The organism is Lysinibacillus xylanilyticus (assembly GCF_001183605.1).
In the GTDB taxonomy this organism is placed as follows: Bacteria; Bacillota; Bacilli; order Bacillales_A; family Planococcaceae; genus Lysinibacillus; species Lysinibacillus xylanilyticus.
The window spans coordinates 2,261,715-2,277,426 of record NZ_LFXJ01000005.1 but is presented as its reverse complement, the minus strand read 5'-3'; the positions used below and the strand labels follow the sequence as shown (position 1 = coordinate 2,277,426).

Genomic DNA, 15,712 nt, shown 5'->3' with positions numbered 1-15,712 from the left:
TCAAAATGCTCCCGATTAAATACTATGAAAAATCTGTATTGATGATTGTTTGTAATGCTTCTTTTAATATTTTTTGATCCGGAATAGAGAGGTTACCTAAAACAACTTCATTCATTTTGCCTGTTGCTACTTCAATTTTGGGACGTAGATTTTCCCCCTTCTCTGTACATGTTACCAAAACCACTCTCCTATTATTTGGATCTATTTCTCTTTCAATTAAGTTCAATTTTTGCATTTTGTCTAAAATACCGGAGACTGTGGATGCCTCAAGATGTAATAATTCACCGATTCTTTTTGGAGTGATTTGTCCCTCTTGCCACAAGCAGTTTAGCACTCCATATTGTGCTGGTGTTACATCAAATTCCTCTAATACCTTACTAAAATATTTAAATACTTTATGTTGTGACACACTAAGTAAAAAATTCATACATTCATTTTGTATCAAAAAAATCTCCTCATTTCTTTATTGACAATTTTAATATTAACATGATAACTTCTGAATAGAAATATTTCTGCACCAAAACTATTTTTGGACAGAATTTTAAAGGAGAAGTTTCTATGAACTCATTTAAAGCTATCGTTGTTAAAGAAAATAATGGAGAAGTATCGTATGGACTAGAGAATGTAACTATAAATGATTTATCCGAGGGAGAAGTTGTAATTAAGGTAGCCTATTCATCAGTAAATTACAAAGATATGTTGGCAGTCCAAACTAAAGGTGGTGTCATTAGAAATTATCCAATGATTCCAGGGATCGATTTAAGTGGTACGGTTGTTTCTTCCTCAGATAATCGTTTCCATAAAGGTAAAAAAGTAATCGTGACAGGATTTGCTATGGGAATGAGCCATACTGGAGGTTTCTCTGAATACGCAAGAATTCCGGCAAATTGGATTGTCCCGTTACCAGAAGGCTTATCACTGAAAGAAGCAATGGTTTTTGGAACGGCTGGGTTTACTGCTGCTTTATCTATTATGGCATTAGAGAAAAACGGAATGTCGCCAGATAAAAACCCAAATATTTTAGTTACAGGATCAACAGGTGGAGTGGGTAGTATTGCCTTGAAAATTTTGTCCCAAATTGGCTATAAAAACATCAACGCTTTAATTAGAAAAGAAAGCCAAGCTACCGTGGCTCAATCGCTAGGAGCAACAAATATTATTCAAGCGGATGAGCTTGGAGAAAACAATAAACCACTAAATAAACAAACCTATCACTATGTATTAGATACTGTGGGTGGTGAAGTAGCTTCAGCAATTATTCCTCAGCTATATTACAGTGGAAGTATGAGTCTATGTGGAAATGCAGGAGGGCTACAATTATCCACAACTGTGTTGCCATTAATTCTTAGGGGTATTAATTTGTTAGGAATTGACTCAGTGACCGTTCCTATTGATGAACGAGACTCTATATGGACTAAAATGGCCAACGAATGGAATATTACCAAAACAACACTTAGCAGAGAAATTTCACTTGAGGAAATACCCAAAACAATTAATGATGTTAAGAACGGCAAACATCTAGGTAGAACGATAGTGAAACTTTAATTTTTGCTAGCAATAAAAGATAGTACTTTGAAAGTCGGAAATTTATAATATAAAGCTTTTATCTGCATACATTGAAGGTTTCCACCTCTGAAGATGGTAATATGAATGCAGATGGGGTTCTATTTCAGTGTGTGTCCAAACACCTACTGAAATAGAACTCAGCAACAAACATCAGTTGTCCCAAAGAACCCAACGGATCACGGGTAAAAAGAAATAACCCTATACATAGTGATGCTCAGCAATTGTTTTTAAAAAACATTCCATCGAATTTGTCATATATGCATCTTTTCGTCGAATAAAGACGGTTGAAATCGTACCGTATTTTTTAGGAATTGGATGACAATAAACCTTGCCTGTTGTAGAAAGATGTTCAGCAGCCGATTGTGGTACAAGTGTAACGCCAAGACCTATTGCTACACTTTTTAAAATTGTCTCTAATATATTAAACTCCATGATTCTTTTTGGTAGTAAACCTTCATCTTTGAGCCAGAGTTCTAGCTTGGAACGATATCCGCAACCTTGATTAGAAACAAGGATTGGTGTAGACATAAATTCCTCTATACGAAAGGATTTGTTTTGTGATAGGAGAACGAGGTTTTCGGTAAATACATCATATTGTTCTAAAACTGGATGTTTAATCGGTCCAGTTATAAAAGCCCCATCTAATTGATGATCCGCTACTTCTTTAATAAGTTCCTCAGTTAAACCAGCTTGCAGTGTTAAGTCGACATTAGGATACCCTTTATAGTAAGACGCTAGAATGGTTGGTAATATACTCACTGTTTCGACTGTACCGATTTTTAATGTACCAGTAGGTGTATCACTATCTAAAAAGACTTGTTTCATTTCCTCGACATCCTGCAAAATTTTATTAACGTAAGCAAGCATTTTCCGCCCTTCTGGATTTAATGTCATCCCTTTTCTATGACGATAAAAAAGCGGTGTTTTGAGCTCCTTTTCTAATAGTTTAATACGTGCAGTTACATTGGATTGTACATAATTTAATTCTTTTGCAGCACGGCTGACACTTTGATGATTTGCTACACTTTTGAAAATTTGTAAATCTCGCAGTTCCATTGAGCATCCCTCCTTAAAAACTATCATTATAAATGATAGTTAATATCACTTTCAATCATTTTACGTGATGTATTTTCTTTTTTATAATTCTCATTGTGAATTTTAACTTCTTTCAGTGGGTGTCCAAACACCCGGAGAAATAGAGGAACTCAGTCTAAGAACGCCACTTCCTGTGGCAACGACTGAGTGACCAACATCTTGTTGGCCCAAAGCCTCCGGCGGATGTCACGGAATCGGAAAGGAGTGCTTAGGGGATGTTAGCCTAAAACCATCGCATCCATGCGATAACGGCTAACTGACCTGCATCGTGCAGGCCTAAGCACAAAGCCGATTCCGGAAGCAATTATGCCGAGGCATAATTGATAGAGTTGTAGAGAAACGAGGAAAAACAGTGAGAAAAAGTCAAATAATATTAGGCATGATAGCATGTTTAATTGCAAGTATGTCATGGGGAGCTATGTTTCCAGTTGCAGATCATGCACTTGAATATATAAATCCATTCTATTTTTCAATTATTCGATATGGGGCAGTATCGATTGTATTAGTTATTTTATTATGGATGAAAGAAGGTAAAAAAGCTTTTCTTTTAGAGGGGAAAGGTAAGTTGCTCGTCTTTTTTGGGACGATGGCGTTTACTGTTTACAACGTGTTAGTTTTTTTAGGTCAGATGTTAATGGGGAAATCTGGCGTTATGGTAGCGTCGATTATGGAAGCACTAATGCCAATGATTTCGATTGCTATTCTATGGGGTTATAAACATGTGAAACCGAAGAAGTATATGATTAGCAGCATGATCATTGCTTTTATTGGAGCTATTTTTGTTATTACAAAAGGCGATATGAGTTTCTTTCTTACACTGAAACATAATCTAGTTTCGCTCGCATTTATTTTAATTGGTGTTGTAGGTTGGGTTATATATACAATGGGTGGTCAAACATTTAATGATTGGTCTACTCTCCGCTATTCTACATTAACATGTGTATTTGGCACAGCTGTAACAGGTATCATCACAATGATCATCACGGCACAAGGGTATGTATCAGTCCCAAGTACGGAAACGATTTTTGCTATTAAGTATGATTTATTGTTTATGATGACACTACCAGGTATTGTAGCATTGCTTAGTTGGAATTATGGTGTGAAAATCTTATCATCTATTAATGGAATTTTATTTATTAATTTCGTTCCAATTACTACATTAGTCATTATGATGTTACAAGGATATAAAATAACAATCTTTGATATAGCAGGGACCCTACTTGTTATTTCAGCTCTAATTTGGAATAACATTTGTCAACGTAGAGAAGAAAACAATAGTCCGCAGGTTATACAAGAGGAAGAAGAATTACGGCAGGCTGTTTAATATTAGAAGGTTTGTTGTTTTCTTCGATAGCGTAATCGCCTTCTAAGTAAATTAATGCAGGAAGTTTATCATATTAATAAAGTATATTTGACTTAAAGGGAGCATGTTTTTTATTAATGAAAAAACATGCTCCCTCTTTATTTGATCGTACATTGAAAACTCTAGGTTGAACAGTTACCTTTAATGTAAGAAATCAATTTCTTTATAACAATATATTATTTCCTCAATGGACATTTCTTACAATATGGAATATCAGCTTTTGTATTGACTTGATAGTATCTGCAACACGTTTTTCGAACAGGTGCTTCAATCCATGTCTCATTTGGCTGAAGATAAGTTAGAAAAGGATTTTGCTCCATACCTAACCAATTAGTTTCAACGCTTGTAAGGTCATTAAAATGTTCATTTAATTCATTTAAAGTATATAATTCTTCATTTTTACGAAGAGTTGCAAGTAGCCTTACTGCTAGATTTTCCCATAGGATCTTTGAGGGAATTTTACATTCCTCGCTTATAATAGTAATCATTGGTGTAAAATTTTGAGCAAAAATGCGATTTTTCCAACATTCGTCTAAAAGTTCTGTTGGATTTTCTTCAATTAGCAATTTAAATGATGTTACATCTAATCGAGCTGTAGACCACCAATCAATTCTTTTCTTTTGCAGTCCATAATAATCAAGACTCGAAGCTGCTACTAACACTGCATAACGTTTTAAAAATAAAGAACCTGCTACAGGTAAGGAAGAAGTATTTAAGTAATTTCCATACTGTTTAATGATTGGTAGTAAAATATCTTTATTCAATAATTGATGTACAGGAACACCTTGAGGTGAGGGGTGCTTTTCCACGCCATAAGGCTCTAAATTCATTTTAAATACCTTCCTTTTCCTTTCGGGATACATAATGGAGTTCCAAAAAAGGATCCTCGGATACGGCTACTTCCATCCCAAATACTTCTTGAACCATTTCTACTGTCTGATTATGAATTGCAACTATATGGTCTGCATAGCGACAAGCGAGATTCAAATTATGTAGAACCATAACAATTGTTCTATGTTCTAAGCGTTTTAATTCAAATTGATAAAGTGTCACAATACACTTTGGTGTTCCTTCAATTGTCGTTGTACCAAGAACAGGTTTAATTTCACATTTTGTTGACTTTGTTGTCTGATGCATTATCTCAACATGCTACTTATACAAATAGCACTGCAAATATTGTGAAGAATAATAGTAAATACTTATTAGTCATCATTTCTTTAGTTAATAATGATTTTCATTTTCAGTTAGGATTGTAATATATATTATATTCAAAAACAAGGAAAAACTTGTTCTTTGTTTCTATATGTTGAAATTTAACTTGCCCTGTGACCACTTAATTTTATATAGAGATTATGTATCACATTGAATACAATTTTTATTTTTGCTATAGTGTTTGGAAAACTAGAGAGAGGGGAGCGTAGATCATGATGGGAATTTTAGATTTAAAACGATTTACAAGTTTATCAAATGAACAGTGTGAAATTATTTTAGGTGTGGCCAAAAACCTTCAAATAATAGCTGACCTTTCTCAAGCAGACATCTTCATTGATTGTCTTTTGGAAGAAGATAACGCATCTTTCGTTGTAGCTGAAGCAAAGCCTACCAATATAGCATCATTGTATAAAAAAAGTATGTTAGGGCAGATAGCGTATGAAGAAATGGAGCCGGGTGTTTTATTTAGTTTGAAAACCGGAAAACCACTTTTTGGATCAAGAGGCATTACGGAAGAGCGCGGAATCATGCAACAAGATATTGTTCCTATAAATGATCAGCATGGGGAGACTATTGCGGTATTAATTAAGGAAAGAGATATCTCACAGGTAGTACAGAATGAGAGAAATATAGAGCAGCTTATGAGAGCGACTAATAGTGAAGAAAAGCAACGTGTATTTCAAGCCATTGTCGTTCAGGAAATCCATCATCGCGTAAAAAATAATTTACAGGTTATTTCTAGTTTGCTGCGGTTACAGATGCAACGCACTCACTCGGAGGAAGTATCTGAGGTATTTCACGATAGTATATCTCGTATATCTAGTATGGCTTTAGTACATGATTATTTGGCCCAACGTGGAATTGAGGAAGCGGATATTAAAGTTTTAATACAGCAAATTTCTACTTTACTAGTTTCTTCGTCCATTATTCCAGGTCAACATATTACTGTGTCTGTTGAAGGGGAATCAGTATTCTGTCCTTCAGATCAAGCAACAGCCATTGCATTAATTGTTAATGAGTTAGTTCAAAATAGCATTAAGCATGCTTTTCCTTCACAAAATTACGGGAAAATTGATATAAATTTGAGGAGACGAAAACAGATGGTTACGATTACAGTAACGGATGATGGATGTGGAATTGGTGATTCTTTTTCTTTAGACGATACTTCATCTTTAGGATTACATCTTGTAGAGATGTTAGTTGAAGAGAGGCTGCAAGGAGTTCTTTCATTTCCTATGTATGCCAAAGGGGCAAAAGTTTCAATAACTTTTCCGATAGTAGCTATTGAGGGTTCCTAAATAAATCTTAAATAACATTTTTAACTCCTTTCAGCAATATTTTCTGTAACGAAAGTGCAACGGCAGTTACAAATATCTTTTGTAACGAAAGCGTAGCGATAGGTACATAAGTCTCCCACATCTATAGGTGGTGAGAAGAATGAGGTTTTAAGTTACTTATCAGCAGGTGTCCAAAATCTGCTGAAAGAAGTTAAATCCTTACCGATTCCGGACGCATTGTTTATCTGTGCGAAAGCGAAGCGACAGCAACAATTATGCCGAGGCATAATTGATTTGGTGCTTTGTTTCGTTAATAGTGTTGTCATTTTTTTCGAACTATTTACAAAACATTTGAGAGTATTGTAGAATGAACTAAAATAATATCAGAGGCAAAGGCGCCTTTCACGCCCGAAGAAAATTTTCTTCAGGGATAAGTGAAAGCGCTTTTTTTCGTTAGATTGCAATCTGTTACATATAAAAAGGGGTGTTAAATGATGAAATTGTCTTGTGTAGTAAAAGGAACTCATTATACGTTTTCGTCGGTAAGGGAGGTACTTGCAAAAGCGAGTGAAGCGAAGTCTGGGGATGTGATGGCGCGTGTAGCAGCAGGATCATCGCTTGAGCGCATGGCAGCAAAAGTAGTACTTAGCGAGATGCAGCTGAAAGAAATTTATGAGAATCCGGTTATTCCGTATGAGATCGATGAAGTAACACGTTTGATTTATGATGATATTAGCGACACGATTTACAAGGATATTCAAAGTTGGACTGTCGGTGAACTGAGAAATTATATTCTGTCATCTGATACAGGTACAGATAAATTATTGAAACTTTCAAGGGGACTAACAAGTGAAATGATTTCTGCTGTTGCTAAGCTGATGTCGAGCATTGATCTTGTTCTTGCTTCACAGAAAATGAGATATCAAGCACATTGTAATACTACAATTGGAGAGCCTGGTCGTTTAGCATTTCGTTGTCAACCAAACCATCCAAATGATGTTCCAGAAGGCATTTTGTATTCAATAAAGGAAGGGTTGTCCTACGGAGCGGGAGATGCAGTAATTGGTATCAATCCGAATGTGGATACGATTGAATCCGTCAAAAAACTTTTGACTCTTTCACATGAATTTATTGAGAAGTGGCAAATTCCAACTCAAAATTGTGTTTTGGCTCATATAACAACACAAATGGAAGCTTTAAAGCAGGGGGCACCTATCGCTCTTATGTTTCAAAGTTTAGCAGGTACGCAAAAAGGGAATGAAGCGTTCGGTATATCTAAAAAAATTCTTGATGAGGGCTATGAGATGATGGCTCGATTTGGTACATCTACAGGTCCGAACTTTATGTATTTTGAAACAGGGCAAGGTTCGGAGGTTTCTTTAAATGCTGATTTTGGGGTAGATATGCAAACCCTTGAATCAAGAAGCTACGGTTATGCACGCCACTGGAAGCCTTTCATGGTGAATACCGTTTCTGGCTTTATTGGACCGGAGACACTTTATGATGGACGCCAATTAATTAGAGCGGATCTTGAAGACGGATTTATGGGGAAATTGCATGGCTTGCCAATGGGAATTGCTCCAACGTACACAAATCATATGGATGCCGATCAAAATGATCAGGAAGTTGCCGGTATCATAACGGCAGTTGCAGGAGCGAATTTTTACATGGGAGTACCAGGTGGAGATGATGTCATGCTGAATTATCAAGATACAAGCTATCACGATGATGCTAGTTTGCGTGAGATTCTGGGCTTACGACCACTTCGGGAATTCGAAAAATGGATGGAGAATATGGGCCTAATGGAAAATGGAAAGTTGACGAAACGTGCGGGAGATTTATCAATTTTTGATTAAGAGGGGAGGAGCAAAATGGATATTCAAGAAATTGTTCAAAGAGTAGTTGATGAAGTGAAGAAAAACATGAATTCGCCAAAAAACGATCTCGATCAAAAAAAAGAAGAAACTATATATTTTCCAGAAGAACGTATAAAAGGGGTAGACAAGCCGCATAACGCTGCATCCATTGAGCGAGCACAAAGTATTACGCCTGCCCGTATTGGTATTGGTCGAACAGGAACGCGTATGTTGACGACAAGCTATTTACAATTTTTAATTGATCATGCAGCTGCGCAAGATGCTGTATTAAGAGATGTAAGTGATGATTTTCTTCAAAATATGGGTTTACACAAGCTGGAAACAAGAGCTAATGATATGAAGTCTTACTTAATGGATTTAGATGCTGGTCGAAAGTTATCGGATGAAGCTATTAAATATCTTGAAAAGAACGGGGAAAAAGGCAAAGATGTTCAAATTATTGTTTGTGATGGATTGAGCTCCTCTGCGGTAGAAGCAAATGTAGTTGATTTACTACCTGCTTTAGTACAAGGACTAAAATTAAAGAATATAAGTGTCGCAAAGCCGTTCTTTATTAAGAGAGCGCGTGTATGGGTGCAAGACGAATTAGCAGCTATTGTTAATTGTGACCTTGTTATTTCATTGATTGGTGAAAGGCCAGGTCTAAATACAGATGAAAGCTTGAGCGCATACATGATTTATAGGCCTACTGAAAAAACAGTTGAAGCTGATCGGACGGTCATTTCAAATATCCATAAAGATGGACTGACTTCAGTTGAAGCTGGTGCCTACCTTTCTGATTTAATCGAACAAATGCTTCGTGCTAAGTGTACAGGAGTTTCTTTTGCTCAACAAAGGAATAACAATATGTAATATTCTCCCTGTCGAGAAAGGTTGTGATGTTATGAAAAAACGGATTTTAGTTGTTGAGGACGAACCAATTATTAGACTGGACTTAAAAATGATGCTTCGGAACAATGGCTATGAGGTAGTCGGGGAAGCAGGAGATGGGGATCGAGCAATCGAACTTGCTTTTAAGTTAAAACCAGATCTAGTGTTAATGGATATTGAAATGCCAAAATTAAATGGTTTAAAAGCAAGTGAGGTTATTGGTCATCAGCTGGATATCCCAGTGTTGTTGATTACTGCATATAGTCAAAAAGAATTTGTAGAAAAGTCTAAGCAAGATAATATAATGGGATATCTCGTTAAACCCGTTTCTGAAGCTAGCTTAATTCCAGCGATGATTATTGCACTTCAACAAGCTAAGAGGACACAGACACTAAAACAATCTTTACAACTAACGCATGAAAAAACTCAAAAGCGAAAGATAATAGAGCGAGTAAAAAGGTAACTTGATGGGTAGTAATTATCTAGGCTGTAGATATTTATATTAACCCAAAGTATTAATGAATTTTTGTTGTTAATCTTGTTAAAACGTCTGTTGAATTTATGGAAAATTCAAAAAATAATAAATACCGTAGACAGTTATAATTCACTCATCGACATTGTCGATTGACACTCTACCATAAATTCTGAAATTATAAGGGGCTTGGTCACTCATTTGAAAAATAATGAGTGACTTTTTTGTTTAATAAATTTCTTCGTAAATCTAATGCTTTCCATAATTTTAATAATCGATGCTGACCTGTGCAATTCTTCTTATCTCCCCATTTACATAAGCTTCCTCATTATCGCAAACAGAACATGCAATTTCGAACTAACCGTAATGTAACCCAAAAACAATTGAAACAACTCTATTTTTTCGGATGTTGTCTATTAAGTTAATATTTGGTTATGATACTTTATGGATTCAATATGATCTATTTGGGATCATTGGAAAAGTCTTTCAATCCTTAGAAAGCATGGAAAACTATGAAAGAAGTAGGTTTAGCAGAGGTTAATTCACTGTACTGCTTAGATATATTAAAAAAACACTTAGTTACTATCTGAATGAATAAAATTACAAAAAAATAAAATTTGTGCAACTTTTTCTATTTATGAAACGAGGATAGATTGAAAGGTGGGAAGAGATGGACATTGAACAGCTTTATTTGCGTTATATAAACGATATCTATCGTTATTTATATTCCTTATGCAAAAACCCAACATTAGCAGAGGATTTAATGCAGGATACTTTTTATAAAGCGCACATTACATTACTTTCTAATACGGTCCAAGACATTAAACCATGGTTATTTAAAGTAGCTTATTATACCCATATCGATTACATACGAAAAGAGCACCGTGTGGACCTTACGAATAATCTTGAACGATCAACACATATGACACCTGAAACCATTGCGGTAAATGAGGAATCCTTCCATTCGTTAATTTCTTTACTCGATCAGCTATCGCCTTATGAAAAGCAGGCAATTATGTTGTGTGATCTGCACGATTGTACTTATGAGCAAGCGTCAAATATTTTAGATTTAAAATTAAATACGCTCAAAAGTCATTTATTGCGTGGTCGAAAAAAGATGAGAATTTTAATAGAAAAGGAGAGACAACAATATGGATGATTATGAAAAATTAATAGCCAACTCCAAAGAAGAAATCGCAAATATAAAAGATCAAAGTAAATTTCAAAAAGCTATTAAAAGAACAATTTTTACGTCAAAATCGAAGTTGATTTTTGCAACTTTAACAATGATATTATTGATTGTGCCAATTAGTTTTATGTTGACATTAATGTATTACGCCTTCGGTACAAAGTCTACAACATTAATGGAAGTAGCAAGCAAAACGTTGTATGTTACAGAGCCAAATACATCATTAGAGGAAATAGAGTTTGATATGTCCTTTACGCCATTTTCAATGAAGCTTGCTTTTGAGCAGTATAAGCGAATAGGAGCGGAAGACTATAAAGCGAACACGTATGATTTACGTTTTTTCCTTGGTGGCTTATCTAAAAAAGAAGTGACAACATCTTTAGAAAGAGTAGCTCCAAAAAACCCAACAGAAACTAATCCTTGGCTAATACATCCTGAAAACAGGAATTTGGAGATGGATATTGGTCGAGAATGGCGAGTGCTTGACGGTTTACCAGATGAAACAGTTGTGGAAGCATATATTTCATTTTACGATTTAATGACAGTTAAAGAAGTTGAAGATGCAATGCCTAATGTCGATGTTGTATGGGCTGCTGTTGATACCGGTGTAGAAAAAACAAATTTAAGCAAAGATGGCAAAGTTGTATCACCAATTGGCTATCCTGTGCAACGTGATAATTCTACTTGGTCACCATTTAGAGATTCAGCGTCAAATGAAGAAGTATTTAAAGATATTTTAAAGACTATGGAAAATCACGAAGAGCTTGCGACAGCAATTTCTAGCGCGAAAAATTTAGCATTGCCGGAGCGTATTGCTTACATTAATAAACATGGTGTAAAGACTTATGGGGTTGTTGTAACAGGACCGAAAAAAGATGTCCTTACATCATTAGAAAAAATGAATAATATTGTACGGTATCTAAAAGTAGGTGAGGTGAAATTATGGAACTGGTCACGTTAAAACGATTTGAAAAGGGATTCGTAACAGCTGGATGGTTTGGAGTCATTGGTGGCTTATGCCTACTGCTATTACTTAATATTACGCTATTAACGAATATTTATATAACGACAAAAAACCTCTTTCTGTTTATTTATTTGACAGCCCCCCTTAGCGTCATTGCGTTATTTTCTAAAAAAAGTCGTTCGTTAGGTCTATGGGGGTTAAGTATTGAATTATTTATCATAATATTTACAGTGATTTTTTTCGGCTTAGGGTGGATAGTAACGCCGTTTCCTTAATAAAACTATGCTTATTGCTCCCCGCAATGGGTTTGGAGAACCGATTTGAAAACTTTAAAGAGAAGGTGAAATCGTTGGCTTAGCAATATTTCACCTTCTCTTTAATTTGGTTTTAGTATCACTTGTTAGAATGCTTATTCCTATACTGTTTTGGTGTGATGCCTGTGAATTTTTTAAAAATTTTAATGAAATAGCTTTGATCTGTGAAATTTAGCAATGAACCAATATCTAAGATTGGATAATTTGTGAAAGTTAATAGCTTCTTTGCTTCATCGATACGTTTCTGTTGAATAGATTCACTGATTGAAATACCGACTTCCTTTTTAAATAAAGATGATAGATAATTGGGACTTAAATGGCAGATATCTGCAAGCTGATCCAAAGAAACTTCACCATAAATGTGATTTTCAATATAATGCTGACAAGTTGTGATTGTCGCAGAATACACTTCTTTATTTGCTATAGATACTCGATTAGTAAAGTCGTAGATGGCTTCCTCTGTTAAAGCAAGTATTGCATGTAAGCTATCTTGTTCCTCAAGTTTTTGAATATAGAAATCACTTAAGGTAAATGCGGTTTCTTCATTTAACCCGCCTTCTATGGCTGCACGACAAGTAAGGGCTATCCCGGTTATCATTAAATTCTGCAAACTTCTTAGCCGACTTCGTTTAGATAGTACGCCAAGTTCAGCTTCTCCCACGATAGAGTAGTTTAGCACCTCAGTTAATTTATCCTTACGCCAGTTTTTTACATAGTCTAACAATATTTTTTCATAATAAAGGTTTGTATGAACAATATAGTTTCTTCTTGCATTAGACAATTCAAGAATCGTATTTTCTTCTTGGGTAATAATCGGTTTTAATGCTTGGTTATTATGTATAACCATCATTTTGTTTAGTTTTTGCTGATAAATAAGATAGTAAACGAATAAACTAATCGATAAAAATGGTTGGTAATGGAGAAAAGGGATGGGTTGATCTCCATCATAGAAATTTATTTTATCATCAGACATTTCTGAGGAAAGTGAAGGTCCTACTATGATTGAACCTAAAAATTGCTGATCCATTTTCAAATTAATATAGAAAAAATTAAAATTATTGTTAGAGAAAAAAATCGGGAAATCATTTGGCGTAGTATGAAATGGATATGCTCGAATGTGATCTTTTAGGGAAGAAAAATGTGAGCTTTGTTGGAAATGTTTCGAAGTATACTCAAAAGCAATTTCTTCAAATTGGTTGATATAAAAAACAGAAAGATTATGTGTTTCATATATTAGCTGACATATATATTGAAGATCGGTTGAAGAGATTTTCATCTTTCTAACCCCATTTCTATTTTTGAATGAAAGCAGTAACATTTCTGGCTAAATACAATGAGAAAATACTATTTTGTGTAGAATAATACAATAATAATCGTTAATTTGGCAATAAAATAGACAGTGAATTAAATATATCAAGGGGGAAGTTAAGTATGGATCTTTTGAATAAAATTGCGGTAGTAACTGGAGCTGGAAGCGGTATTGGCAGAGCTAGCAGTATTAAATTAGCTAGTAATGGAGCAAAAGTTGTAGTTGTCGATTTCAATAAGGAAACAGGTGAAGAAACTTTAAGCCTGATTAAGGAACAGGGTGGCGAAGGTATCTTCGTTCAAGCCGATGTTTCGAAAAGTGAAGATGTTCAGAAATATGTAAATGCTGCAATTGAAACATACGGTCTGATCGATGTATTTTTCAATAATGCAGGGGTTATTCAAAAAATTTCACCACTTACAGAGATTGATGATGCTGAATATGATCGTATTATGTCCATTAATGTAAAAGGTGTATTCCTTGGCTTAAAACATGTTTTAAAAATAATGGAAGGTCAAGGAAGCGGTTCAATCATTAATACAGCTTCAACAGCAGGTATTCGAAGCGAACACAGTATGGCTGTTTATTCAGCAAGTAAACATGCAGTCGTTGGTTTGACTAAATCGGCTTCGTTAGAATACGTTAAAAAAGGTATTCGCATTAATGCTATATGTCCAGGAGGTGTTCAAACAGCGTTAACAAATAGTGTTACAGAAATGTTTGAAACAAATGGCTATGTTCCAGATGAACTTCCAAATATGAGAATGGGACGTTATGCAGCACCAGAAGAGTTAGCAGAAATGGTTACGTTCTTAGCATCTGAACGCGCTAGCTATATGACAGGATCAATAGTTCTAGTAGATGGTGGTTTAACTTTATAATATTTCAATAAGAAAAATCCCGAATAATGAACGTTATTCGGGATTTTGTTTTTCTTATCTTGTGTTTTTAATTTATCCTAAAGACTTCTAAGCAATTAGTAATTAATAGATAATAATTTTAATCAGTTTTCGGTTTAGATACAGGAACAGTACGATTTAACTTCTTTCAGCATGTGTCTTTTGTACCGAAAGCGAAGCGACAGGTACAGAAGTTTCCCACCTCTATAGGTGGTGAGATGAATGCGGGTTTAAGTTACTTTTTAGCGATGTCCAAACATCCGCTGAAATAAGTTAAAGCCACCGGCGGATGTCACGGAATCGGAAAGGAATTCTTTGTGCGAGCACAAAGCCGATTCCGGACGCAATTATGCCGAGGCATAATTGATAATACTATTAGCAATCATTCCAATCATGATAATGATCATACCAATTAAAGATAATCCAATAGGCCAAGAACCGTTTAAAAAAACGATTTCACCAATAACAGTAAATACCATTGTTCCAGCTTGTGTTGCCTCCACTGCCCCTAACAAAGAAAGGTTATTCTTCGCTAAGTCAGTAGCGAAGAAAAATGTCATTGTGGCGATAACACCCGAACATAATGCTAATAAGAAACCTTGTGAGATTTGCCCAGATGTTGGTATGCCAGTTGTAGTCCAACCATAAATCGCTAATATAATACTGACTGGAAGGCTTCCAATTGCCATGCCTAACACGCGTTGAAATGTATCTAAGCGACCATCAACGACTTCCATCATTTTTCTATTACCGAAAGGATATAAGAATGCAGCGATTACTACAGGGAGGAAACCGGTTAAAAATTGAGAAACAGTAATATTTCCAGCTTCAGTTAATTGCATACAAATGACACCTGTTAAAATAAATAAGGAAACGAGTAAGCTTCGCATTGGAATTTTACCGCGAACTCGTTTAACTCCTGACTTCGTCTCCAATGTAATAAAAAATAACGGAGATAATAGCAAACCAGCTAAAATGGTTATTTGCCATGTACCTGCTACGAGCCATGCAGGACTAAATACAGCAGCATAGCTTAATAAAGAATAAAATCCAACCCCGGCTATTGTGCCATAACCAAGCCATGCTAAAGGATGTTTACGCATTTCTACCCATAGTGGACGAAGGTTTTTGCGAAATAGGACGATAAAGAATAAAATGGGTAAAGCGAATAAAAATCGGAAGGAAGCAGTCCAAGCCCAGCTTGTTCCTGATACGTTCATAACTCGATTTATAATAAATGTAGCTGAAAAAAACGCAGATGATAAAATACCTAATAAGATAGCACGCATTTCGTTCGCTCCTTTC

The 15,712-nt window shown here is 35.3% G+C and carries 15 protein-coding genes and 1 pseudogene; 10 read left to right on the top strand and 6 right to left on the bottom strand.

Annotated elements, in window-relative coordinates; translation table 11 throughout:
- Positions 1-22: 22 nt before the first annotated feature.
- Positions 23-445, bottom strand: a complete 423-nt coding sequence (locus ACZ11_RS13875) for a MarR family winged helix-turn-helix transcriptional regulator (protein WP_134008547.1) — start codon at positions 443-445, stop codon at positions 23-25.
- A 113-nt stretch (positions 446-558) separates the two neighbouring features.
- Here ACZ11_RS13875 and ACZ11_RS13870 point away from each other — a divergent pair, with 113 nt between their 5' ends.
- Positions 559-1,545, top strand: coding sequence for a YhdH/YhfP family quinone oxidoreductase (locus tag ACZ11_RS13870; protein WP_049666991.1), 987 nt, complete (start codon positions 559-561; stop codon positions 1,543-1,545).
- Between the two features lie 219 nt (positions 1,546-1,764).
- Here the strand turns inward: ACZ11_RS13870 and ACZ11_RS13865 are convergent, their stop codons facing one another.
- Positions 1,765-2,622, bottom strand: coding sequence for a LysR family transcriptional regulator (locus tag ACZ11_RS13865; RefSeq protein ID WP_049666990.1), 858 nt, complete (start codon positions 2,620-2,622; stop codon positions 1,765-1,767).
- Between the two features lie 391 nt (positions 2,623-3,013).
- Between ACZ11_RS13865 and ACZ11_RS13860 the strand changes: the two genes are divergently transcribed.
- Positions 3,014-3,985, top strand: a complete 972-nt coding sequence (locus ACZ11_RS13860) for a DMT family transporter (RefSeq protein ID WP_049666989.1) — start codon at positions 3,014-3,016, stop codon at positions 3,983-3,985.
- A gap of 215 nt (positions 3,986-4,200) precedes the next feature.
- Here ACZ11_RS13860 and ACZ11_RS13855 read toward each other — a convergent pair whose 3' ends face one another.
- Positions 4,201-4,854, bottom strand: coding sequence for an IucA/IucC family C-terminal-domain containing protein (locus ACZ11_RS13855; RefSeq protein WP_049666988.1), 654 nt, complete (start codon positions 4,852-4,854; stop codon positions 4,201-4,203).
- Positions 4,851-5,062 (bottom strand): annotated as a pseudogene (locus ACZ11_RS13850) (cobalamin/Fe(3+)-siderophore ABC transporter ATP-binding protein); the annotation flags it as partial. The pseudogene ACZ11_RS13850 and the gene ACZ11_RS13855, both read right to left, overlap by 4 nt.
- A gap of 386 nt (positions 5,063-5,448) precedes the next feature.
- Here ACZ11_RS13850 and ACZ11_RS13845 point away from each other — a divergent pair.
- The 7 genes from ACZ11_RS13845 to ACZ11_RS13815 all read left to right on the top strand — a co-directional run bounded on the left by ACZ11_RS13845 (position 5,449) and on the right by ACZ11_RS13815 (position 12,160).
- Positions 5,449-6,534, top strand: a complete 1,086-nt coding sequence (locus ACZ11_RS13845) for a sensor histidine kinase (RefSeq protein WP_049666986.1) — start codon at positions 5,449-5,451, stop codon at positions 6,532-6,534.
- Positions 6,535-7,007: 473 nt separating this feature from the next.
- Positions 7,008-8,369 (top strand): ethanolamine ammonia-lyase subunit EutB, encoded by a 1,362-nt coding sequence (locus tag ACZ11_RS13840; protein ID WP_049666985.1) that lies wholly within the window; start codon positions 7,008-7,010, stop codon positions 8,367-8,369.
- 15 nt (positions 8,370-8,384) lie between these two features.
- Positions 8,385-9,242, top strand: coding sequence for an ethanolamine ammonia-lyase subunit EutC (gene eutC, locus ACZ11_RS13835; protein WP_049666984.1), 858 nt, complete (start codon positions 8,385-8,387; stop codon positions 9,240-9,242).
- A gap of 31 nt (positions 9,243-9,273) precedes the next feature.
- Positions 9,274-9,723 carry a response regulator gene (locus ACZ11_RS13830; RefSeq protein WP_082172812.1) on the top strand — a complete coding sequence of 150 codons (450 nt, stop codon included), beginning with the start codon at positions 9,274-9,276 and terminating at the stop codon, positions 9,721-9,723.
- 679 nt (positions 9,724-10,402) lie between these two features.
- Entirely contained in the window at positions 10,403-10,891 is a 489-nt protein-coding gene (locus ACZ11_RS13825; protein WP_049666983.1) for a sigma-70 family RNA polymerase sigma factor, read from the top strand.
- Positions 10,884-11,882: an anti-sigma factor gene (locus ACZ11_RS13820; RefSeq protein ID WP_049666982.1), complete on the top strand. Its 999-nt coding sequence runs from the start codon at positions 10,884-10,886 to the stop codon at positions 11,880-11,882. The genes ACZ11_RS13825 and ACZ11_RS13820 overlap by 8 nt, the downstream gene beginning before the upstream one ends.
- Complete coding sequence (locus ACZ11_RS13815) at positions 11,864-12,160, top strand: hypothetical protein (protein ID WP_049666981.1); 297 nt, start codon at positions 11,864-11,866, stop codon at positions 12,158-12,160. The genes ACZ11_RS13820 and ACZ11_RS13815 overlap by 19 nt, the downstream gene beginning before the upstream one ends.
- 118 nt (positions 12,161-12,278) lie before the next feature.
- On the opposite strand, the gene ACZ11_RS13810 is transcribed toward ACZ11_RS13815, so the two are convergent.
- On the bottom strand, positions 12,279-13,475 hold the full coding sequence (locus ACZ11_RS13810) for an AraC family transcriptional regulator (protein ID WP_049666980.1): 1,197 nt from the start codon (positions 13,473-13,475) through the stop codon (positions 12,279-12,281).
- Positions 13,476-13,630: 155 nt separating this feature from the next.
- On the opposite strand from ACZ11_RS13810, the gene ACZ11_RS13805 reads away from it, so the two are divergent.
- On the top strand, positions 13,631-14,389 hold the full coding sequence (locus tag ACZ11_RS13805) for an SDR family NAD(P)-dependent oxidoreductase (RefSeq protein WP_049666979.1): 759 nt from the start codon (positions 13,631-13,633) through the stop codon (positions 14,387-14,389).
- 365 nt (positions 14,390-14,754) lie between these two features.
- Here ACZ11_RS13805 and ACZ11_RS13800 read toward each other — a convergent pair whose 3' ends face one another.
- Positions 14,755-15,696 (bottom strand): DMT family transporter, encoded by a 942-nt coding sequence (locus tag ACZ11_RS13800; RefSeq protein WP_049666978.1) that lies wholly within the window; start codon positions 15,694-15,696, stop codon positions 14,755-14,757.
- Between the last annotated feature and the right edge of the window lie 16 nt (positions 15,697-15,712).